23 protein-coding genes are annotated in these 20632 nt (G+C 68.2%); 9 read left to right on the forward strand and 14 right to left on the reverse strand.

What is annotated here, in order from left to right; translation table 11 throughout:
- Position 1: 1 nt before the first annotated feature.
- The 3 genes from GOPIP_RS01170 to GOPIP_RS01180 are packed head-to-tail and all read left to right on the forward strand — an operon-like array spanning position 2 to position 2969.
- The gene (locus GOPIP_RS01170) at positions 2-1015 is read left to right on the forward strand and encodes a hypothetical protein (protein ID WP_035726817.1); all 1014 of its coding nucleotides are present in this window, start codon (positions 2-4) and stop codon (positions 1013-1015) included.
- Positions 1012-2283 carry an alpha/beta hydrolase family protein gene (locus GOPIP_RS01175; protein ID WP_006367660.1) on the forward strand — a complete coding sequence of 424 codons (1272 nt, stop codon included), beginning with the start codon at positions 1012-1014 and terminating at the stop codon, positions 2281-2283. Before GOPIP_RS01170 ends, GOPIP_RS01175 begins: the two co-directional genes overlap by 4 nt.
- Positions 2280-2969 carry a lysoplasmalogenase family protein gene (locus tag GOPIP_RS01180; RefSeq protein ID WP_006367661.1) on the forward strand — a complete coding sequence of 230 codons (690 nt, stop codon included), beginning with the start codon at positions 2280-2282 and terminating at the stop codon, positions 2967-2969. The genes GOPIP_RS01175 and GOPIP_RS01180 overlap by 4 nt, the downstream gene beginning before the upstream one ends.
- A gap of 7 nt (positions 2970-2976) precedes the next feature.
- Here GOPIP_RS01180 and GOPIP_RS01185 read toward each other — a convergent pair whose 3' ends face one another.
- Positions 2977-4464, reverse strand: a complete 1488-nt coding sequence (locus GOPIP_RS01185; RefSeq protein WP_006367662.1) for a sugar porter family MFS transporter — start codon at positions 4462-4464, stop codon at positions 2977-2979.
- Between the two features lie 211 nt (positions 4465-4675).
- Complete coding sequence (locus GOPIP_RS01190; protein WP_006367663.1) at positions 4676-5149, reverse strand: hypothetical protein; 474 nt, start codon at positions 5147-5149, stop codon at positions 4676-4678.
- Between the two features lie 221 nt (positions 5150-5370).
- Between GOPIP_RS01190 and GOPIP_RS01195 the strand changes: the two genes are divergently transcribed.
- Both GOPIP_RS01195 and GOPIP_RS01200 read left to right on the forward strand, forming a co-directional pair.
- On the forward strand, positions 5371-5949 hold the full coding sequence (locus tag GOPIP_RS01195) for an HhH-GPD-type base excision DNA repair protein (protein WP_006367664.1): 579 nt from the start codon (positions 5371-5373) through the stop codon (positions 5947-5949).
- Positions 5950-5968: 19 nt separating this feature from the next.
- Entirely contained in the window at positions 5969-6931 is a 963-nt protein-coding gene (locus GOPIP_RS01200; protein ID WP_006367665.1) for a hypothetical protein, read from the forward strand.
- 19 nt (positions 6932-6950) lie between these two features.
- On the opposite strand, the gene GOPIP_RS01205 is transcribed toward GOPIP_RS01200, so the two are convergent.
- The 8 genes from GOPIP_RS01205 to GOPIP_RS01240 all read right to left on the reverse strand — a co-directional run bounded on the left by GOPIP_RS01205 (position 6951) and on the right by GOPIP_RS01240 (position 11513).
- Complete coding sequence (locus GOPIP_RS01205; protein WP_006367666.1) at positions 6951-8288, reverse strand: hypothetical protein; 1338 nt, start codon at positions 8286-8288, stop codon at positions 6951-6953.
- Positions 8289-8366: 78 nt separating this feature from the next.
- A complete protein-coding gene (locus GOPIP_RS01210) occupies positions 8367-8564 on the reverse strand; it encodes a CsbD family protein (RefSeq protein ID WP_006367667.1) in 198 nt (65 codons plus the stop codon).
- Between the two features lie 130 nt (positions 8565-8694).
- On the reverse strand, positions 8695-9252 hold the full coding sequence (locus tag GOPIP_RS01215) for an Asp23/Gls24 family envelope stress response protein (RefSeq protein WP_006367668.1): 558 nt from the start codon (positions 9250-9252) through the stop codon (positions 8695-8697).
- A complete protein-coding gene (locus tag GOPIP_RS01220; protein ID WP_006367669.1) occupies positions 9249-9857 on the reverse strand; it encodes a DUF6286 domain-containing protein in 609 nt (202 codons plus the stop codon). The genes GOPIP_RS01215 and GOPIP_RS01220 overlap by 4 nt, the downstream gene beginning before the upstream one ends.
- On the reverse strand, positions 9854-10423 hold the full coding sequence (locus GOPIP_RS01225; protein WP_006367670.1) for an Asp23/Gls24 family envelope stress response protein: 570 nt from the start codon (positions 10421-10423) through the stop codon (positions 9854-9856). The genes GOPIP_RS01220 and GOPIP_RS01225 overlap by 4 nt, the downstream gene beginning before the upstream one ends.
- Complete coding sequence (locus GOPIP_RS01230) at positions 10416-10598, reverse strand: hypothetical protein (RefSeq protein WP_006367671.1); 183 nt, start codon at positions 10596-10598, stop codon at positions 10416-10418. Before GOPIP_RS01230 ends, GOPIP_RS01225 begins: the two co-directional genes overlap by 8 nt.
- Complete coding sequence (locus tag GOPIP_RS01235) at positions 10591-11004, reverse strand: hypothetical protein (protein WP_373278816.1); 414 nt, start codon at positions 11002-11004, stop codon at positions 10591-10593. The genes GOPIP_RS01230 and GOPIP_RS01235 overlap by 8 nt, the downstream gene beginning before the upstream one ends.
- 5 nt (positions 11005-11009) lie before the next feature.
- On the reverse strand, positions 11010-11513 hold the full coding sequence (locus tag GOPIP_RS01240; protein ID WP_006367673.1) for an Asp23/Gls24 family envelope stress response protein: 504 nt from the start codon (positions 11511-11513) through the stop codon (positions 11010-11012).
- Positions 11514-11675: 162 nt separating this feature from the next.
- Here GOPIP_RS01240 and GOPIP_RS01245 point away from each other — a divergent pair, with 162 nt between their 5' ends.
- Positions 11676-12356 carry an RNA polymerase sigma factor gene (locus tag GOPIP_RS01245; protein WP_006367674.1) on the forward strand — a complete coding sequence of 227 codons (681 nt, stop codon included), beginning with the start codon at positions 11676-11678 and terminating at the stop codon, positions 12354-12356.
- Positions 12353-12820 (forward strand): hypothetical protein, encoded by a 468-nt coding sequence (locus tag GOPIP_RS01250; protein ID WP_006367675.1) that lies wholly within the window; start codon positions 12353-12355, stop codon positions 12818-12820. Before GOPIP_RS01245 ends, GOPIP_RS01250 begins: the two co-directional genes overlap by 4 nt.
- A gap of 58 nt (positions 12821-12878) precedes the next feature.
- On the opposite strand, the gene GOPIP_RS01255 is transcribed toward GOPIP_RS01250, so the two are convergent.
- The gene (locus GOPIP_RS01255) at positions 12879-14051 is read right to left on the reverse strand and encodes an acyl-CoA dehydrogenase family protein (protein WP_006367676.1); all 1173 of its coding nucleotides are present in this window, start codon (positions 14049-14051) and stop codon (positions 12879-12881) included.
- Between the two features lie 497 nt (positions 14052-14548).
- Here GOPIP_RS01255 and GOPIP_RS01260 point away from each other — a divergent pair, with 497 nt between their 5' ends.
- A complete protein-coding gene (locus tag GOPIP_RS01260) occupies positions 14549-15736 on the forward strand; it encodes an AI-2E family transporter (RefSeq protein WP_006367678.1) in 1188 nt (395 codons plus the stop codon).
- Positions 15737-15752: 16 nt separating this feature from the next.
- Here the strand turns inward: GOPIP_RS01260 and GOPIP_RS01265 are convergent, their stop codons facing one another.
- Positions 15753-16574 (reverse strand): enoyl-CoA hydratase, encoded by an 822-nt coding sequence (locus GOPIP_RS01265; RefSeq protein ID WP_006367679.1) that lies wholly within the window; start codon positions 16572-16574, stop codon positions 15753-15755.
- A 126-nt stretch (positions 16575-16700) separates the two neighbouring features.
- Complete coding sequence (locus GOPIP_RS01270; protein WP_006367680.1) at positions 16701-18413, reverse strand: LCP family protein; 1713 nt, start codon at positions 18411-18413, stop codon at positions 16701-16703.
- Between the two features lie 462 nt (positions 18414-18875).
- Between GOPIP_RS01270 and GOPIP_RS01275 the strand changes: the two genes are divergently transcribed.
- The gene (locus tag GOPIP_RS01275; protein ID WP_006367681.1) at positions 18876-19205 is read left to right on the forward strand and encodes a transglycosylase family protein; all 330 of its coding nucleotides are present in this window, start codon (positions 18876-18878) and stop codon (positions 19203-19205) included.
- A 148-nt stretch (positions 19206-19353) separates the two neighbouring features.
- Here the strand turns inward: GOPIP_RS01275 and GOPIP_RS01280 are convergent, their stop codons facing one another.
- Positions 19354-20571, reverse strand: coding sequence for a cation:proton antiporter (locus tag GOPIP_RS01280; RefSeq protein WP_006367682.1), 1218 nt, complete (start codon positions 20569-20571; stop codon positions 19354-19356).
- Positions 20572-20632: the final 61 nt, after the last annotated feature.

Genomic DNA, 20632 nt, shown 5'->3' on the forward strand with positions numbered 1-20632 from the left:
CATGTCCATTGCGCCACGTTCGACGTCATCGTCGTCGCAGTCTCCGCACCCGACGCCTTCGGCGCGACATCCGCACCGGCGATGGGGTCTCGGCGTGAGCGGTATCGCCCTGGCGACCGCGATCACCCTGGGCGGCGGTGCTGGACTGGCACACGCCGCACCGGCACTCGCACCGCATGCCCCGACCACCCACGCCCCCACCACGCGCGCAACGGCCACCACCTCACCCACCGACCAGATCGGTGACCTGATCAACCAGATCGAACTCGGCGCGGTCCCGCTCGACAGCGAACTCGCCGACGCCGTCCGCAAATTGAAGGCGGCCGGCGTGGATCAGATGGCGCTCAAGGCCGCCGAGGCCGTCAAGAGCAGCCTCGGCCAGATCTCCCCCGACCAGATCACCGGCCTGCTGGGCCAACTGCCGCTCGGCGGACTCTCCTCGGGAACCTCCCAGGTCTCCGCGCGCCGTGACGTCGACACGGTCGCCGACCCGCTGGCCGTCCTGCGCGCCGCCGGCATCCAGACGTTCACCCCGTCGATCGCACCGTTCTGCGCCGCACCGACTGCCGACAACCCGCTCGGACTGGTCACCGCCGGAGCCGGCGCGGTCGCCGGGCCGTGGCCGATGAAGTCCGAGCCGACGACCCCGATCAACCAGATCCTGCAGATGATCCCGGGTGTCAAGGTCCCACCGCTGGCACCGATCAATCTGGTCCGCGACGGTCAGACCGGATACGCATTCGTGCCGGCCTCTCCGGTCACCGACGGCAAGATCCAGGTCGCCTGGTTCAACACCAGCACCCTGCAGGGCGGTTTCGCCGATCTGCAGTCACTGACCGACAACCCGCAGGCGGCACTGCTGACCAAGATGCTCCCGGCCCTCGGCGCCATTCGACTGGCGCCGGTGGACACCGGCAAGGGCACCATCCTGTCCGCGGTCTACGGCACGGCTCGCAACGGATCGCAGTCCTGCTTCTTCCTGCCCGCCGTCGGCATCGTCGACGCGACCTCATGATCACCCTGCGGCGCCGGCCCCGCTGGGTCGCCAGACGCACCCGACTCGGTACCGCCCTCGCGACCACCGCGGTGGTGGTGTCCGCGGGCATCACCGGCTCGGTGATCGGCCTGGCGCATGCCGCGCCGGGCTCCGACTCCACCACCGAGGCCACCTCGACCACCCCGTCGGCGGGTCCCTCCGCCGATGCCACCACCTCGACGGGCATGCCGTCGGCGAGCGCGGGACAGCAGGCCGGAACCGTCTACGCCAACCGACAGATCCCCGGGTCGAACCTGTTCGCCGGGGCGCGTCAGGGCAATCAGTTCACCTACTGGAGCGTCGGCGCCGACGGTGCCGCGCACCTGAGCACCGGATCGCTCTACCTGCCACCGCAGGCAGCCCCGGCCGGCGGTTACCCAATCGTGGTGTGGGCGCATGGCTCTCGCGGTCTCGCCGACACCTGCGCCCCGTCCGTTCACCCGACCGACACCGACCTCGACGCGTTGCGCACCTGGTTGCGCCGTGGCTATGCCGTGGTCGGCACCGACTACGCCGGCCTCGGAACCACGGGCACGCCACAGTATTACGACGTCGAGGCGACGGCCCGGAACATCGTCGACGCGGTCCGCGCCGGCCGGGACATCTCCGATCAGCTCTCCGCCCGGTGGGCCGTCGTCGGTGAAGGGCAGGGCGCGTCGGCGGCGATCGCCCTGGCTCGTTCGGCGCCGAAACTGCAGGGCCCGAAGCTCGATTACCGTGGCAGCGCGGCGACGTCGATTCCCGCCGACTTCGCTTCTCTGCTCAGCAATCTCGGTCCCACGACGACTCTGACCGCACCGCCGGGATGGGTGTCCGACGCGCTGTACACCCTTGCCGCGATCCGCACCGCACACCCCGAGGTCGGTCTCGACGGCTACCTCAGCGACGCCGGACGTGCGTGGATGACCAAGGCGCAGAACCAATGTGTCGGCGATCTGACGCGCGAGGTTGCCGGGCTCTCGCTCGGGTCGCTGTTCAGCAGGCCGCTGGCCCAGAACTCGACGCTGACCACCATCCTGTCGTCGGCGTCGACGCTGCCGTCGAGCGGGTTCACCCGGCCGGTGCTGATGACACAGACCCTGCAGGACCCGAATGTGGTTGTGCCGCTGACCCTGAAGTACATCAACGACGCCCGCACCGCCGACCGGCGTGTCTCCGGTCGCACCTACCTGACCCTCGACGAGCGCCAGGCAACCTCGATGTCGGACAACGACACCCGTGACTTCGTCGCCGGCCTGATGCGGTGAGGCGCCTACCCTACGCACTCGCCGCGGGTGTCGCCTCAGTGGCGGGCGCCTACGGGTCCCGTCGGGCCGCCGCACTCACCAAACCCGTACCACTGGCGTTGCTGGCGGCCGAGGTCGGTCGTGGTTGGCGCACACGGACACCGGTCGACAACGCACTGCTCGGCGCCGCGGTCGCGTTCTCGGCCGCCGGCGATCGCGCGATGCTCGCCGAGGAGTTCGCCCCGGCCGCCCCGGAGGATCACCACACTCGTCTGCCTCTCGCTCATCCGTTGAGCGCCAAGGATTCCCGGCTGGCGCTGGGGGCTGCACTGTTCGCCGGTGCGCAGCTGTCGTATTGCACGCTGCTGTGGCGCCGTGGAGCCCGCCCACGGGTGCCCGACGTCGCCCCGCGAATGCTCGCACTCGCCGAGTCGGCGGCGGTCATCGGCTACCACCGACCCCGACTGCTGTCGGTTCTCGGCCCCTACGGCAACACGCTGGCGACCATGTCGGCGCTCGCCGCTTCCGCACCCACCGGGCAACCCGCTCTGCGCGTCGGCGGATTGTTGTTCCTGGCTTCGGATCTGAGCATCCTCAACCGCCGTCATCTGATGAGCGACCCGGCGCGGCGACGAGCCGTCGAGGTGTGGGTGCTCGCCTCGTACTTCGCCGCGCAGGCATTGCTCGTCGGGACGCTCGCCGAGTAACCCAGAGCTACTTGACGCGCGAGGACTTGGCCGCGTACTTGCTTTGCAGCGCCGACAATTCGGAGTCGGCCATCGCATCCATGTCCTCGAGTTCCATACCCTTGGTCTCGCGGACCTTGAATCGCACGAAGAAGTACGACGCCGCCGCGCAGAAGGCGAAGAACCCGTAGATCCACCCCAATCCGACGACCTTGCTCATCTGCGGGAACAGCATCGAGATGATGAAGTTGGCGACCCAGTTGAACGCGGTGCACACACCGAGGGCAACGCCGCGGATACGGTTGGGGAACATCTCGCCGAGCATCACCCACATCACCGGACCCCACGTCGCGGCGAAGGCGACGACGAACAGATTGGCACCGACGAGGGCGAGCGGCCCCCACGGATCGGCCAGTGACGTCTTGGGTTCACCGTCGACGACGGTGGTGACCGCCTGGGTGAAGGCGACACACGCCATGACCAGTCCGATGAACATGCCGACCGAACCCCACAGCAGCAGCACCCGACGACCGATCCGGTCGACGAACAGGATCGCCACGAACGTCATACCGACGTTGATCGCCGAGGTGATGACCGAGGTGGTGAACGCGTCGTCGGTGGAGAAGCCCACCGACTGCCACAGCGTCGTCGAGTAGTAGAAGATCGCGTTGATACCCACGAACTGTTGGAAGATCGCGAGCCAGATACCCACCCACACCAGGGGATGCAGTCCGAACGAGGGTCCACGGATGTCGGCGAGCGAACTGTTGCGTTCGCGCTTGACCGTCAACCGGATCTCCTTCACCCGCTCGAGCGGGTTGGGTTCACCGGTGACCTCCTGCAGGATGCGCGCCGCCTCCTCGTCACGGTTGCGTCCGACGAGATAACGCGGGGATTCCGGGATCGACAGCGCCAAGAGGCCGTAGATGACCGCCGGGATGACGCCGACGAGGAACATCCACCGCCATGCGTCCAGTCCCCACCAGAGGTCCTTCTCGGGTCCGCCGGCCTGATTCTGTAGCAACGTGTCCGAGAGCAGCGCGGCGAAGATGCCGAGGGTGATCGCCAGCTGCTGCATCGACGCGAGGGCGCCGCGGTAGCGTGCGGGCGCGATCTCGGAGATGTACGCGGGAGCGATGACCGACGCGATACCGATGCCGAGGCCGCCCAGGATGCGCCACAGCAACAGATCCCACAACGTCTGGGTGTAAGCGGTACCGATGGCCGAGATGATGAACAACGCCGAACCGAGCAGCATCACCCGTTTGCGGCCCCAGGAGTCGGCGAGCCGACCGGCGAACCATGCACCGACCGCGCACCCGAGAAGCGCGACGGCCACTGCGAATCCGTTGACGAGGAAGCTCAGCTCGAAGGTGTCCTGGATGGAGTTGACGGCGCCGTTGATGACCGAACTGTCGAACCCGAACAGGAAGCCGCCGACCGCGGCGGCGATGGAGACGCCGATGACCTTGGCCGTGTGTTGTTCGGCGATCTCGGCGTTGTGCGCTTCTGACATGATCCGAACCCCTTCGTCCGGGCCCGATATCGGAAGGGATCGGGCTACCGCGGATTACGCTACCCCGCGAATTCGCCCGGCCCCCATGGTTTCGCCCACCCGCATGTCGCCCATGACCGAAGTGTTATCGGCCTCGGGCGCTCGCCACACGAGGTGTACCGGGCCAACACCGAGCTGGGCCAACACCAAGCTGCGCCAACACCAACTGGGCCTAGGCGGTTGCCTGGCCCCGACAGCTGGAGTACTGCGGGTTGACCATCGGCACGAACGCCAGCGCACCGATCTTCTGGTTGATCGTGAAGCTCACGGGGCCGCTACCGGGGTGCAACACCACTTCCCAGCCCACCACCTGGGTTCGGGTCGGGACCCGCACCGTGCCGGTGCGTCCGGTCCGCAGATTGCGCCACGCGACCGTCACCTCGACGGTGAATTCGAGTACGCCGGGCTTGGCTCGCGAGGACCCGACGAGCGAGATCGCCGGCCCGGGCAATCCGTCGGAGGGGAAAGCGATCTGGTTGTAGACGTCCACCCACACCGGAATGCGGGGCGCGGGCCACGGATTGGCGCTGTCGCAGCGCAGCGTGGTCACGTAATTGGGTTGCGGGTCGGGTAACGCCGACGCCGTACCCGAGGCCTGGGCGGTCAGCCCGAGCACCACCGCCGCCACCGAGACGACCGCGATCACCGCCGTCCGGAAGCGCCGACCGCATCGGCCACGCAACCCAGACGTCGACGGTCTTGTTGTTGTAATCGGCGTTGTTGTAATCGGCGTTGTTGTAACCGGCGTTGTTGTAACCGGCGTTGTTGTAACCGGCGTTGTTGTAATCGGCGGCGTCTCCCCCGAGCGCCGAGAATCCACGGACCCACGCAGCATGGGGCTCAGTGTAGGGGCACTACCCTGGTGCCATGGCGAAACTGCAGATTGCCCAGGATCCCACCGCCGACGAATTGTTGTCGACCGATCCGTTCGCGCTGCTCACCGGGATGCTCCTGGATCAGCAGTTCCCGATGGAGCGCGCTTTCGCCGGGCCGGCGAAGATCAAGGACCGCTTCGGCTCGCTCGATCCCGAGGCGATCGCCGCCGCCGACCCCACCGAATTCGCCGACCTCTGCGCCACCCCGCCGGCGATTCACCGCTACGGTCGCTCGATGGCCGGGCGGGTTCAGGAGCTCGCCCGAACCGTGGTGGCGGAGTACGACGGTGAGACCGAACGGATCTGGACCGAGGCCACCACCGGCGCCGAGCTGTTCGCGCGGCTGCGCAAGCTCCCCGGCTTCGGTGAGCAGAAGGCCAAGATCTTCACCGCGTTGCTGGCCAAACAACTCGACGTGAAGCCGGCCGGGTGGACGAAGGTGGTCGGCGACTACGGCAAGAAGGGTTTCCGTTCGGTCGCCGATGTGACCGATGCGGATTCGCTGCTGCGGGTGCGCGAGTTCAAGAAGGCCGCCAAGGCGGCGGCCAAGGCCGAGTCCGCACAGCGCTGACGCGCGCTATCGTTCCCCCATGAACTCCCCCGACACCGGCGACGCCGGCGCGAGTGGGTCGGTGCCTCGCCGACAGTCTCCTGGTCCGATCGACGTCCGGTCCCTGATCGAGTTCCCCTTCCAGTTGGGTTTCGCGGTCACCGGTGTCACGCTCACCGCCGCGGAATCGGCGGTCAACATCGCCCGCATCACCGCCGACAGCGTGCAGCACGAGCTCAATCACGCTCTGGGGATCTCCGGCGACGAGCTCAGCGGAGCCCGGGCGCCGCTGGCGTTACTCGGTCAACTGGCCGATCTCCTCGGTCCCGATCGTCCTTTCGGCCGGATCGTCGCCGCGGGCGGACCACTCGAACGCCTTCTCAATCCCGGTGGCGTCATCGACCGCCTGACCGCCAAGGACGGATTGCTCGAAAAACTCACGGCGCCCGGCGGAATCCTCGATCAGATGTCGGAGGACGGCGGCATCCTGACGCGGTTGACCGCCAAGGACGGTCCGCTGGACCGCCTCACCCGCACCGGCGGGGTGATCGACCAGTTCACCGAGAACGAGGGCATTCTCGAACGCCTGACGTCGGAGGGCGGCATCATCGACAAGTTGACCGCACCCGACGGCGTCCTGGAAAAGGTCACCGCCGACGGCGGAATCCTCGATCGCCTCGCCGAGGACGGCGGTCTGCTCGACCAGCTCGTCGGCGAGAACGGCGCGGTCGAGCGTGCCATCGCGCCGGACGGCCCGCTCGACCGCATCACCGAACTCACCGAGGTGATCGGTCAGCTCGCACCCAATCTGCTCGCCATGCAGGACACGGTGCACGAGTTGGCCGAGACCGTCGATCTGCTCAATCAGACGGTGGCCCCGCTCGGCGGGCTCGCCGAGCGCCTGCCGAAGCGCCTGACGCGAGGTCATCGGGGCGGCAATGATTCTCCGACGTCGACGCGCGGGTCGGAGCCGGACGACGGCCCTCCCCAGATCACGTCCTGACCGACTCGTTCCGGGCAGCTCACCGTCGGAGGGCGTCGGTCAGCAACGCGAGGTAACGGTCGATATCGGGGCATCGGCGGGGTGCAGCGATCACCGAAAGCGTCACGCGCGCACCGAGACCGTGCACGCCGTGGTTGAGTCCGTGCACCGGGGACAGTGCCGGGAAGCCTGTGGTGATCACGGATCTGCTGCCCCCGCCGAGCGTGAGATCGGCCGGTCCCCGATCGACGGAGGAGACCACGCTGATGCCGTCGATGCGCTCCGGGATCGGCGCCGCCCCGGCCTGACGGGCGCCGAGGATTCGGAGCGGGGCCGGTGTGGCGTGTTCGGCCCGACGGGCGGCTGCGCGTTCGGGGGTCATGTGTTCGTCACGGGCGCGGGCGATCTCGGCGGCGATCGCCGAGGCTCGACGGTCGAGGTCGGCGATGTCGGTGTGCAGGTCGATGCCGACGGTCCGAAAGTCATTGCGGGGAATGGCATTCGGGTCCGTGGCGGCCCGTCGCCGGGCGACGGTGAGGGTGATCGTCACCGGCATCGACGGGTCGCCGAGGAAGCGCGGAAGTGCGTCGGAGATCGCGGTGAGGGCCCCGACGGTGACGGTGCCGCCACGGGCGGTGAGCACATCGGCGGGGACGGTCAGGGTGCGCAGTTCGCGTCCGCGACCGGGTGGCCCGTTGATCGATGTCGGCGCGACACCTGAGGTCGCCTGACCCGAACCTGTTGTCCCCGAGACCTGTCGGTGGCGGTGAAACGCGAGACCGCCCCAGAAGAGCATGCGTGCGACGTCGATGGGCATGCGGGCCACGCCGAGTGCCGCGGCGGCCGGGACGTGCATCACCGTCGTCGGCCACCGTTCGGCCAGGCACCGCGCCTGTACCTCGATCTCCTTCTCGGAGAACAGTTGTCGCGCAATGGCCGACGATCGACGGCCGTCGCCAAGCGCGTGTGCGACCTGCAGAACCGCGACGACGAGATCGCTGCCCTCGGCCACGCCCGGGGCGGGTGTGACCGCCCCGTAGAGATGTAACCGCCACATCTGTTGCCGCGCATCGAGTTGATCCTCCATCGACTGCGCGATGTGATCGAGGCACGCCTGCCACGACAGGGGACCCTGGGTCACCCGCACCTGATCCACGGAGACCGGAGCGCGCCGCCAGTACGGCCGGTCGAGGTGTGCCGGGGCGTCGGCGACACGCAGTCGCAGATCGTCGATCGTTGCGGCTCGACGCCGCAAGTACCCGGCGATGACGTCGAGAGACGTTCGCGGCGAGGTGAATCCGTAGAACAGGAACTGGTCACTGGGCATCGTCGACGACATCCAGTACCACATCGCGTCGACGGCACTCATCCGCTGCATCGGGCTCACCCTACCGCCGGATGCGCCGGGGCGGACATCGTCGATGACGATGCCCGCCCCGGTGTTGCCGCGCGCGGCTCAGTTGCCGGTCAGCTTGTCCTTGACCTTGCCTGCGGCGTCCTTGACGCTCTCGATGCCGTCCTTGACCGCGGCCGAGGCCTGATCGGCCTTGCCCTCGCTCTTGAGGCTGTCGTCGCCGGTGACGTCGCCGCCGACTTCCTTGGCCTTGCCCTTGGCGTCTTCGACCTTGTTCGAGATCTTGTCCTCGAGTGCCATGACAGCTCCTTCTCTTGATGGTCCCGGCGCGCAGTGCGCTCGGGTCTGCCGGGGGTCCCGGCGAGTTCGTGGCGACACCGAGATGCGGTGTCGTGTCTGATATTCGTGAGTTCTGCGCTCGCGTGCGGACTCAGCGACTCGGATTCTGCAGGTGGACCAACGCCTGGACGTGGATGTCGGCCCCGTCGACCGCGCGACGGATGTTCTCCACGGCGGGCCCGAGTACCTCGGCGATCTCGTCGTAGGAGTAGCGCGGCGGTGCGGTGACGTCGATGCGGATGATGCTGCGTCCGCGATCATCGAGGGCACGCACGGTCGCCTTGTCGAACATCGTCCGTTCGGACAGTTCGTCGGCGACGGCGGCGGCGATCAGCTTGGGCGGAACCGTCAGGATTCCGTCGGCACCGCTGCCGGTCAGGGTCAGGTCGTCCACCCGACCGGGACGCGACGCCGCACCGAGCAGCGCGAACCCCCAGATCACCGCGATGACGACGACCCCGAGAAGCACCGCCCACCACCAGTTCTCCGCTGTGGTGCGGCTCGCCCAGGTGGGATCGAGATGATCGACCCAGCCGTGGATGGGGGTGATGTCGAGTTGCCAACCGATGGCACCGACACCCACCACCAGAAGTGCCAGGCCGATCACCGCGACGGTGAATCGGTGCAGGATCGCTGGACGCCGGTTCACGAGCGTGCCTCCTTGCTGCGGACCACGCGCCGGATCACCACGCGTGGAGGATGTTTCACCGGGGCCAGTGCCTCGGCAACGCGGTCGCGCATGGTCTGCTCGTCCACACCGCCCGACACGGTGACGGTGACCTTTGCCCGTCGTCGGGTGACCACGGTCGTGGCGTGCTCGACCCCGGGGACGGTGAGCAGTGCGGCACTCGCACGGCGCGCCATGTCGCCGCGGCGGGTCCACATCACCTCGAAGTCTCCGAGTGGGACGTGGGTGCGGCGCCGGGGCTTGACGGCCAGCCACACCAACCACAGTCCGACGATCACGCAGATCACCGCGACCGGCCACATCCAGTCCTGCCACGTACTTCTCGTGATCCAGTCGGCGGTATTCGTCGTCCATCGGGTCCCGTCGATCCATCCGGCGTACACGATGAGATCTCGGATCCCGACGCACGCCAGGCCGAGGAACAGGAGCCCGATCAGCGACCCGACGATCGCCGCGCCAGGGTAGGCCGCCGGGGCGAAGACCTTGCCGCCGGCGAGATCCTGGTTCTCGGCGACGACCTCGGCCCGTGGCCGCGATGCGGATTCGGGTGTCGTCGATGTGGTCATGAGTGAACCCTCTCCTGCCCTGTCTCGGTGTCGGTGACCATGTCGGTGTCGGTGTCGCGCGTCTGCGACTCGCGCTTCTCGATTTCCGAGGGAGCCGGTAGTTCCACGTAGCCGTCGCGGGTGGTCGAGTCCCCGTTGTCGGTGGTGATCGTTCCCACCGTCACATCGACCCGAGAGGGCCGAATCCCGGTGAGCCGCGCCAGTTCGTCGGCGACGTGGGCGCGCACGTCCCGGCACACCTGCGCCACCGCGCACGGCCAGGTCAGCGCAACCGTGACCTCCACGAGCGGCGCGGTGTCGGACATGTCGACGCGCACCGCGGGGTAGGCCGCGCCCAGCGCTCCCGGTCCGAGCAGTGATCCGATCGTGTTGCTGTACTTGGTGACCCCGTCGATGTCGAGTGCTGCCCGGCGGGCGATCTTGGCGCCCACACGGTCGGCGATGATCAACGCCCCCTTGGCATCCCCGGTGGCCGGGGCCGCGGTCCCGACGGCATCCGGACGCACCTTGTCGACGCCTCGCGTCACGGTGGCGCCGGTGCGCGTCGGGGTCGACGACTCAGCCACGGTTCCGGCTTCGCAGCAGCGCACCGAGATCGATGGCGCCGTCGCGTTGTAGACCCAGTGCCAGCCCGATGCCGCCGAGGACCAGCGCGAGGACGAAACCGCCGAAGCCCCCGGTGGTGACCGCGAGTGCGAGCAACAATCCCACGATCAAGCCGATAGTTGCGTTGTTACCCATTCTGATTCCCCTCTGTCGCGCCGGGTTGGTCACCGCCGGCGGGGGTGCCGCGGCGGGAAGCCGAATTCTGTTGTTCCGCCCGTTGTCCCGGGAAGCTGATGTCCTCGATGGTCACATCGACCGGCACCCCGGCGACCTCCGTGGCAACAGCCACCGCGTGCGCGGCGACGGTACGCAGGTCGTGGGAGATGTCGACGATCACGTGCACTCCGCCGCGGTCGTCGTCGAGTTGCACACCGCTGACCCGGCCGCCGGGGAGATAGGTGGCGATCTCGCCGAACATGCCGCCGTGCAGACCGGTGACCCCGTCGACCGCGGTCACGGCGTCCGCGACCTGCTGCGCAAGGTCGGCGCCCGGCCCCCCGGAACGTGTGGGGAGCCGGTCACTTCCGGATTCGGCCTGCACGGCGATCACTGAACCCGAGGCGGGGTGTCGGTCTGGTCGTCGTCGTCATCGCCGAAGTTGATGTCGTGCACGGTGACGTTGACCTCGGTGACCTCGAGCCCGGTCATGGATTCGATCGCGTTGATCACGTTGCGCCGGATCGCCGCGGCCAGTTGATGAATGGCGACGCCGAAGTCAGCGACGATCGATACGTCGACGGCGGCCTGCTTCTCGCCGACCTCGACGTTGATGCCCTGGGTGGTGCTGACCGAGGTTCCGGGAATGACCTCGCGCATCTTTCCGACGACACGCTCGGCTGCGCCACCGACATCGTGGACGCCGTCGACCTCGCGGGTCGCGATGCCGGCGATCTTCGCGACGACCGCATCGGCGATCACGGTCCTGCCGCGGTCACCGGGCGCGCCACTCTCGCGGGCCAGTGCCAGGCCCTTTCCCGTGGGCTCACTGGTGTCCGTCGCTGCGGCGGCGGTGGTGGTCTTGGTCTTATCGGTCACAGTTGAATCGGTCACGAGAACTCCTCTGTACTCACTCGACTACACACGGTGGACACTGTTCGCGGCATCCGCCGCACCGAGCGCGGCGAGAAGACCTCGGTGGTCTCATCGTCGTCCCGGATTGCGGCGCACGATGCCGGTATAAGGTCAGTCGTAGTGGAACCGAAATGTGCACGCGTGAATTCGAGTGAGTCCGGTCACAGCCCGGCGGCTCCGGGTCTGGCGTTGGGCGGTCTGTCCGACGACGAGTTGGCCGCGGCCGCCGCCGTCGGCGACACCGAGGCGTTCTCGGAGCTGGTCGCCCGGCTGTCCCCACCCTTGCTGCGGTATCTGCGCCGTATGGTGCCCGATTCCCAGACCGCGGAGGACCTGGCCCAGGACACGTTGCTCGATGCCTGGCGGGGGCTGCCGGACTTCGCTTTTCGCAGCAGCGTCAAGACGTGGGTCTTCGCGATCGCGCACCGCAAGACGATCGATTATCGCCGCCGTCGCCGAGACATTCCGACCGACGACGTCCAATTCGCCGACCTGGCCGCCGCCGAACCGCTACCGTCGGATGAGGCGATGCGGCAGACCCTGGTCGAGGCGCTGGGTACCGAGTTGCTCACCCTGCCGCAGAATTCCCGGGCGGTGTGGTGGCTCCGCGAGGTCGAGGGATTGTCGCTGGCCGAGATCTCGCGAATCCTGCAGATCAGCACCGGATCGGTCCGCGGACATCTGCAGCGCAGTCGCCGCTATCTCGCCACCCGGTTGGAACCCTGGCGGCCCGGTGGCCGATCGTCGGACCCGCCCAACGACCCCGGCGCCGACACCGACACCGACCCGACGCCGACACAGCAGGAAGGAGCCCAGGAGTGAGTAGCCAACTCGACGACGAACAGACCGACGCCTGGCTCGTTGCTGCCGGACGTGAACTCGACGGTGCCACCGACCGTCTCAGCGAGGACGCCAATCGCCTCGTCACCGCGATCACCGCGAATCTCGGGCGGGTGCGCCGGCCGGGCCGCCCCCTCGACACCGACACTCCCGGGGTTCAGGTCTCCGACCGGGTCCTCAAGCAGGTCCTCGCGGTGCGCATCCGCCGCACCGTGGGTCGCCTGGTGGTGCATCTGCTCGTCGACGGCGAGGACGGACGCGTCGACCGCATCCGGATCGGCCTGATCGCCCGCTACCACGACGTGCTGCCGTCGGATTCGGAGCAGGTGCGCGACATCATGACCGAGGTGCTGACCGAGTTACTCGGGCCCGAACACGCGGCGGTGGCCGCCTCCCACCTCGATGTCCGCTGGCAGGATCTGGAAACGCACGAGTGGTCGGCGTGAACCGCCGACCACTCGCCGTCACTTCCACCCGCGCCCGGGCCGGGCGGGTGAGCTCCCCTTACTCGCCCTGTGCTGCCTCGTCTTTCACCGACCTGCGGTCACCTGCGCTCCACGCATAGGGCAGATCGGCGCCGTTGAGGACATGATCTCCGATGGCGCGCAGCTTGAAGATGAGCGGGTTGTGTACCGAGATCACCCGCGCGTTGCGCCAGTGCCGGTCCAGGCGCAGCCGTTCGGAGGTGATCGACGCCCCGCCGACCTCGAACAGGGCTGACGTGGCGTCGAGCACCGTCGTGATGACCGCGTGCTGGGCGCGCGCGACGTCGAACTCGACCTCGTCGAGCAGCGCCTCGTCGGTGGCGCCCTCGTCGAGGAGCAGATCGAGCTTGCCCGCGATGTCGAGGACCAGGGTGCGCGCGGTGTAGGCAGCAGCGGCCAGGCGCCCGATGACCTGCTGCACCAACGGATCCTCGCGGGGTAGATCCGCCGCGGCGTGGGTGAAGGTGCGGGTGCGGGCACGCACCCATTCGGAGGTGTCGTCCAGCGCGCGTTGCGCGATACCCGCGAGCACCGACAACTGCACCAGCTGCAGATACGACGTCGCATACGTCCGGCCGGGGGCTCCGTATCCGGCGCCGAGCAGCCGATCAGCGGGCACCTCGACACCGGTGAACTCCGTGGTGCCGCTCGCGGTCAGCCGCTGACCGAAGCCGTCCCAGTCGTCGTGCTGGGTGACCCCGTCGGCGTCGGCGTCGACGAGAACCGAGACACGTTCTCCCCCATGATCACCCGCGACGAGGATGTGGTCGGCGTAGAGACTGCCGGTGCTGTAGTACTTGGTGCCGTCGACGCGGTATCCGCCCTCGGTGTCGGTCACCGTGGTGCGATAGCGGTCCACGGCGCCCACGCCGGGCTCGGTGATGGCGTTGCCGACGAGCGTTCCGTCGGCCACGGCCTGCAGCCACCGCTGTCGGGCGGGCGAGTCGTCGGCGAGCAGCTGATCCTCGACGAAGGACCAGTGCACCCGAAGCGCTTGGGGCAGATTGGATTCCGCCGCAGCCAGATCGATCAGCAGCCGGAACAGGGTCTGTACCGACGCCCCGTAACCACCGAATTCGACGGGGACACGCAACGCACCGAACCGGACCTGTTTGAGCCACGCGATCTCCTCGTGGGCGAGACGGCGGTCCTCCTCTCGCGCGACGGCCCCCTCGGCGATCCGGGCGAACACCGGCCCGAAGACGGCATCGAGGTCGGCGTCGGTGTACTCGCCACTTGCGGGGGTGCTTGCGGCGCTCGAGGTGCTTGCGGCGCTCGAGGTGCTTGCGGCGCTCGAGGTGGTTGCGGCGCTCGAGGTGCTTGCGGCGCTCGAGGTGGTTGTTGCGGTCACGGTGGTCCTTCCACGGCACCGACCGCCGGTGTGCGGATGCGGCGGCCGAAGTCTTCTGGGTCTGTCCTGTCGTCTGTCCTGTCGGAGCTGCCGGTGCGGCATCGCGACACGAGGCCCCGACAGTCTCCTCCGCCGTTCCGCTGCCGCCCACACTTCTACGCAGTGCGCGCAGAAGGCGTGCGGATCGGCGTGACTCATCCCTGCCGGGTGATTTGTCCGGACTCGCGGTCGCCGAAGCACCCACGACGGGCACCACCGGACCTAGTCTTTTCGCAGAGCACGTCATCACAAGGCGCTCGGTGGTCTCCGCGCGCCGCCGGAGAAGGGGCACACCCGAAATGGCCAAAGGCCACGCACCCATGTCGTTGCGCGCGAACCCGCCGGCGTGGTCGATGCCGCGCGGTGCCATCGTGCTGGTGTCGATCGCCGGCATCGTGGTGGCCGTCGCGGGTATCCGATCGGTCTCCTCCCTGGTGGCACCGATCTTCTTGGCGTTGATGCTGACGGTGGCGGTGGCCCCGGCCGCGAGTTGGATGCGGCGCAAGGGTTTACCGGCCTGGCTGGCCTTCGTCACGGTCCTGGTGCTGGTGTACGGAATCCTGGTGGGACTGTTCGCCTCGCTCGCCTACTCGGTGGCGCGCCTGGCGACGATCCTGCCGAACTACAGCGACAGGTTCAACGATCTCCTCGCCTCGTTCCAGCGATTCCTCACCTCGCACGGGGTCAGTGAACAAAAAGTGCACGACATGCTGCACAACATCGACTCCAGCAAGATCATCGGCGCGGCCACCGACATCGTGCAGTCGACCGCCGGCGTCGCCTCGTCGTTGGTCCTGATCCTGGCGCTGCTGTTGTTCATGGCCGCCGACTCGGTCGGTTTCGGGGACCGGATGGAGTATCTACGCGCCGAGCGCCCCGACATCGCGTCGGCCTTCTCCGCCTTTGCCCAGGCCACTCGCAGTTATCTGTGGGTCTCCACGCTGTTCGGTCTGATCGTGGCGGTGTTCGACAGCGTGGCGCTCGCGATCATCGGCATACCGCTGCCCATCCTGTGGGGCCTGTTGTCGTTCATCACCAACTACATCCCGAACATCGGATTCGTCATCGGCGTCATCCCGCCTGCGCTGCTCGGGCTCCTCGACGGCGGTGTGCCGACGATGCTGGTGGTCATCGTGGTCTACAGCGTGATCAACGTCGTCATCCAGTCGGTGATCCAACCGAAGTTCGTCGGCGACGCCGTCGGGCTCTCGACCACCTTGACGTTCGTGTCATTGCTGTTCTGGGCGTGGGTCCTCGGTCCGCTCGGGGCGATCCTGGCGGTGCCGTTGACCATCATGTGCAAGGCTCTGCTGCTCGACATCGATCCGTCCACCCGATGGGTCGACGCGCTGCTCAATTCCTCTGTCCCGCAACGGGCGACGACGCCGTCCGACAAGAACGACGAGCCAGACGAGCCAGACGAGCCCGACGATCCCGATCCGGCAACGCCGCCGGAGGACGGACCAGACCCCACCGAGACGCGTTAGGAGGACTCGGAGGAGTTCACCGGTCGGTCCACACCGGCGCTCGTTTGGCCAAGAACGCCGACATCCCCTCCTGCGCATCGCAGGTCATCGCGTTGGTGGCCATCGTCTCGGCCATGAGCTCGTATGCGCGCGTCTCGGTTTCGTCGATCTGCTGATAGAAGGCACGTTTGCCGATGGCCAAGGTGGAGGCGCTCGACCCGGCGATGCGCAGCGCGAGTTCACGGACCGTCGTCGCCAGTTCGTCGGGTGACACGACGTCGTTGACCAGTCCCCAGTCAGCGGCGGTGTCGGCGTCGATGGCGTCACCGGTGAGCAGCATCTTCATCGCCCGCTTGCGCCCGATCGCACGCGTGAGCGCCACCATCGGCGTCGAGCAGAACAATCCGATGCGCACACCCGGGGTCGAGAACGTCGCGGTCGTGGCGGCAACGGCGAGATCGCAGGTCGCAACGAGCTGACAGCCGGCGGCGAAGGCCGCCCCGGCGACCTCGGCGATGACCGGACGATCGAGTTCGTGGACCGCGGCCATCATCTCCACACAGGTGTCGAAGACAGCGCGCTCGTCGTCGAGGGTGCGGTCGACGAGCTCGGACAGATCATGTCCGGCGGAGAACGCCGGCCCGTGCGCGCGGATCACGACCACCCGGACGGCGTCGTCGGAACCCAACGTCCGCAGGGCCGCGGTGACGGCGCGCATCGTCTCCGTCGACAACGGGTTGCGCCGACGCGGGCGGGTCAACGTCACGATCCCCAGTGGCGCCTCGACAACCACCTCGACCGGATCCGGATCCGAGGACCCCGTGCCGACCCCTGCTGCCGGCTGTGCTGTGTGCGTCATGTCTTCTCCTCGCTCCCACCCCGCGTAGGGCTGTACCCGAGTCCAGTGTGCCGATCACCTCGACCCGGCATCGGCATTTCCCGACGAACCCGCCACGCCCCGTCCGTGTGGGCAGGTGGCGACCCGTCAGTCGACGCAGGGAATGGTGCCCGTGTTGACCACGGCCGGGCCGCTGTCGGGCGCGGGTCCGGAGTCGTCGGCACTGGCATCCTGGGCCCCGTCGGAGGAGTCGTCGGTCGTCGGGGTGGCCTCCGACCCGGAGTCCGACGACGACGCACCGGACTGGGAACCGCCGGACTGGGAGGTATCGGATGAGGACGGCGCGGGCGCGGCGACCGGCACACCGAAGGCGCGCTGGACCTCGGCGCGGATCGCGACGGGATCGATGATGTTGACGTCTTGATCGTCGACGGTCGCATACCGCACGACGGGCAGGGTCTGGAAGCTGATCTTCTGATCGGGCACGCCGATCATGTCCTGGGCCCAGGACACCACATCCCAGCCCTGGGAGAAGACGACGTCGTCGTCGACGACGCTCATCAGCCGGTTCAGCTTGCCGACGTCGGTGAGCGTCCCGGCGCTCTGCACCTGATGGAGGGCGGAGAGCAGGAAGGCCTGCTGGCGGTGGGTGCGGTCGAGGTCGCCGCGGGTCAGCCCATGACGCTGGCGCACGAAGGCCAATGCCTGCGACGCCGACAGCCGATGCATGCCCGCACTGAAGTTCGCGCCCGAATAGTCGTCGGACACCGCGTGATTGAGGCACACCTCGACGCCGCCGAGTGCCTTGGCGACGTCGTAGAAACCGATCAGGCTGACCTCGGCGAATCGGTCGATGGGCACTCCGGTGAGGGTGCGCACCGCCTTGATCGTTGCGGTGCGGCCGGCATCGCGGCCCTTCGCCTCGAGCGTGGCCGGATCGCTGATGCCCTCGTTGGCCAGTTGGTCCTCGGTGGCCGCCTTCGTGCGGCCGTACACCTCTTTGATCTTGGCCTGGGACACGTCGAGATCGGGCGTCTCGACGAGGTCGTCGCGCGGGATGGAGTAGGCGACGATGTTCTTCCGGTCGGCCGGGATGTGCATCAGGATCAGCGTATTGGTGTTGTAGCCGCCTGAGTCGCCGTCACCGGCGTGTAGCTGTCGCATCACATCGTCGGGAAGATCGTTGCCGTTCTTGTCTTTTCGGGTGTCGAGCCCGATCAGCAGGATGTTCTGGGCGCCATCGGTCGACCGCGGCGCACCCTGCAGCGCGTTGGAGTACCCGAGCCCGCCACGAAATGTGCTCGCCCCCATCCACATCGCCCCACAGACGACGAATGCGATGACCGAGCACACCACGACTGCCGCACGCGCCAGTCCGATCGCGGTCCGGCGGCGCGCGGGCCGCGCGGAATCGTGCCCTGATCGTCGTGGTGCACGACGCCGTGCGGGGTCGCGTTCGACCGAGCGGCCCCGTGCGGTGCCGCTGCGGGCCGGGATGGCCCGAAATGTGCCGGCATCGGCCCCCACCGCGTCGTCGTCCGGCGTCGACGCTGCCGCCCGCTCGTGCGGCCGGGGGCGACGATCCGGTGTCGGGGTCGTCGGGATGGGTCGGGTCGGGTCCTCGGAGACCGAACGGCGGGTCGGCTGCGGCTCGGTGGGGCTGACATCGAGATCGGGGTGATCCGGCACGTCCGGTTCCGCGGGGAAGCCCCCGACCGGCGTCCAGACCGAGGTGTCCTCGTCGGCTCGGCGCTGCGCCGCCCGGCGATACACCTCGCCCGCAGTCGGCCGATCGGGCCGTGCGGCGCGGTGACGTCCGGAGGACGCACGCGACCGACGTCGATCGAACTCGCTGGCCATCCGTTCTCCACTCGTCGTCAGGGCGCCGTTGCGCGCCGCATCGTCCCCTGGGGCCGGCGGCGTCGGCACGTAAACCGCGCAAGGCTAACCCCCCGGACTGTGAGGGGACTGAGCACGCGCTCACCCGCCCGGTCCGACGTAGACGACGAATTGCGCATTCCGCGAGCAACTTTCGACATCAATGCCGCGAAACGGACAGCGACGCAACCGAAAACGCGTGACACGAACCACAAACTCACTGTGCGCTTGGTCACAAAACAAGGGTCCCGCCAACCCCTGGTCGAGGAGCGCGACACGCCGTGATGCGCAGGCATTTCCTGGTCACTTCACAGCGTTATCTCACCGTGATGATTTTCCCGCAGGTCGCAAGCGCGGGCGTGACCTGACCGTTATCGAGCCCGTAGGGTCGCCTCCGGTCCGAGAATCACCTGCCCACCACCGGGCGGATGAGAGGAGGAATGGATGACGACCACCATGAAGAAGCTTGCTGTGCGCGCCGGAGTGATCGGTGCCCTGGCGGCGGCCCCGTTCGGCGTGGCAACCGCGACCGCATCGGCCGACACCGGCCACAACTGGGACGCCGTCGCGCAATGCGAGAGCGGCGGCAACTGGGGCATCAGCACCGGCAACGGCTACTACGGCGGCCTGCAGTTCACCCAGTCCACCTGGGAAGCCAACGGCGGCACCGGTAACCCCGCCAACGCCTCGCGCGAAGAGCAGATCCGCGTCGCCGAGAACGTGCTGGCCACCCAGGGACCGGGCGCCTGGCCGGTCTGCGGTCAGTACCTCTGATCGACAACGACGCAGCACGGATCCGGTGTCTCCCGGATCCGGCCGAGGGGACGATCCACTGCGTGGGTCGTCCCCTTGCTCGTCTGGCGGGCTTGCTCGTCTGGCGGACGTGCTCGTCCTGACGGGCGCCGAGACGCGGCCCACGGCGTCACGACACCGCGGACGCCGCCGTGGAGTCCTTACGCGCGATCAACCGAGCAGCCAGCGGGAACACCAGCACCGTCGTGGCGCCCGCGGCCACGAGTGTGGAGGCCAGCGTCGGTGACATCAGATCGCTGCTCGTCGCGACCTGGGTGACGGCGACGATGATCGGCAGGCCGGTGGCAGCGTAGAGCGCCAGCGAGATGCGCTCGCGTCCGACGCGCAGACTTGCCTCGTGGGTCACCAGCCGCTCGCCCACCCACACCGGGACGCCGCGGGCAACGCCGATACCGACGACCAGGATCACCCACAGCATCGGCGCCGACGCCACCGCCGACGGATCGATGTTCATGCCCGAGGTCACGAAGAAGACCGGGATGAGCAGGCCGAAGCCGATGACCTCGAGGCTCTCGACCACCCGGGTGTCCTCGGGGAGCAGGCGCCGAAGGGCGATGCCGGCGGCGAAGGCACCGAGCACCACGTCGAGATCGAAGACCGCGGCCACCGCCATGAACGCCGCGAGCAGCACCACGACGACGCGCACGGGCAACTGAAAGGTGCCGCCCTCCATCTCGACGAGCGCGGCGCGCAGGGCCGGAATCCGGCCGACTCGTCGCGGTAGCGCGAACAGGACCAGGGCCGCGACGGCGAACAGGGCGAGCACGATCGCCGCTCCGCCGATGTTGCGGCTGGTCAACAGCAACGACATCGCCAGGATCGGACCGAGTTCACCGACCGCCCCGTGGGCCATCACCGCGCGTCCCAACGGCTGTTCGAGTAGCCCGTCGGCCTTGATGATCGGCAGCAACGTTCCCAATGCCGTCGAGGTCATCGCGATCGCGATCGCCACGTGTGCCGTGAAATCGCCCGGCGCCACCAGCAGTGCCACCGCGATCGTCGCGATGAGCAGACTCAGCAGCCAGATCCCGCCCGCGAGCGCACCGGGCTTGCCGCGCAGGATGTGCGGGTCGAGTTCGAATCCGGCGAGCAGGAAGAGCATGCCGAGGCCGAGCTGGCTCACCGCGGCCACCGAGTCCGGATCACCCACGGCGAGGACGTGCGGCCCGAACACCATGCCGAGAATCAGCAGCACCACCACCTCGGGGACGTAGCGGCGAGTGAGTCGGGCGACCAGCGGCGCGGCCACCGCCGCCACCGCGATCCAGAACAGGGTCACCGCGGTGCTGCGGTCGGGATCCGAGGCCGCCTCGGCAAGCACGCTCACCCGCGTTATCCTGCCGCATCGCCCTCGACGTGCCTATCATGACGCGACCACCGGCCCGCCA

The organism is Gordonia polyisoprenivorans NBRC 16320 = JCM 10675, assembly GCF_000241325.1.
Taxonomy (GTDB): Bacteria; Actinomycetota; Actinomycetes; order Mycobacteriales; family Mycobacteriaceae; genus Gordonia; species Gordonia polyisoprenivorans.